At 49.5% G+C, this 578-nt stretch carries 2 protein-coding genes; both read left to right on the top strand.

Going from position 1 to position 578, the window contains the following annotated elements:
• Nucleotides 1-194, top strand: a 194-nt coding sequence (locus tag OKC43_RS21685; RefSeq protein ID WP_124770318.1) for a hypothetical protein, incomplete at its 5' end; no start/stop codon positions are given.
• A gap of 126 nt (nucleotides 195-320) precedes the next feature.
• Nucleotides 321-518, top strand: a complete 198-nt coding sequence (locus OKC43_RS21680) for an ArsR/SmtB family transcription factor (protein WP_000365431.1) — start codon at nucleotides 321-323, stop codon at nucleotides 516-518.
• Nucleotides 519-578: the final 60 nt, after the last annotated feature.

The following is a 578-nucleotide window of genomic DNA, read 5'->3' as shown; positions in this document are numbered from 1 at the left end:
TTGAATGGGTTCATGTGCAGCTCCATCAGCAAAAGGGGATGATAAGTTTATCACCACCGACTATTTGCAACAGTGCCCGAAAAACCACGTTAAGAAAGCAACCTTCTGAAAAGGCGACGTTTATCAGTTTTTTTTCCGGCCATAAAGGGGGCGGAAATTATTCCCTGCACGGGTATTCGCAAGGATTTCGGTAGTGCTCTGGCTCTGCCCCCCATAACCTGGCGGACAGAGCATGATTGGGAAAGCGGTACCCTCACGGCAGAAACGATTGACGCAGGCTATATTTCTATTATTCTGGAAATATAGATAAAGGAGGTATTATGGATTTAAACACTGCTGCAAACGCACTTCGAGAACTGGGCCACCCGACACGTCTCAGCATATACCGGGAGCTGGTCAGGGCGGGTCATGAAGGCCTGCCGGTTGGCGAACTGCAGAAGCACCTTGAGATTCCTGCCTCCACGCTCAGCCATCATCTTTCAGCGCTGATATCCGCTGGACGGCACTGTTGCAAATAGTCGGTGGTGATAAACTTATCATCCCCTTTTGCTGATGGAGCTGCACATGAACCCATTCAA

It is taken from the genome of Aeromonas sp. Y289-2, from assembly GCF_027705925.1.
GTDB classification, from domain to species: domain Bacteria; phylum Pseudomonadota; class Gammaproteobacteria; order Enterobacterales; family Aeromonadaceae; genus Aeromonas; species Aeromonas veronii.
Note: the sequence above shows the minus strand (reverse complement) of the source record. Positions and strands in the feature narration are given on the sequence as shown.

What these genes read in the sequence shown, in the direction of transcription:
- OKC43_RS21680 (WP_000365431.1), top strand. Translation starts at nt 321, where the DNA reads ATGGATTTAAACACTGCTGCAAACGCACTTCGAGAACTGGGCCACCCG.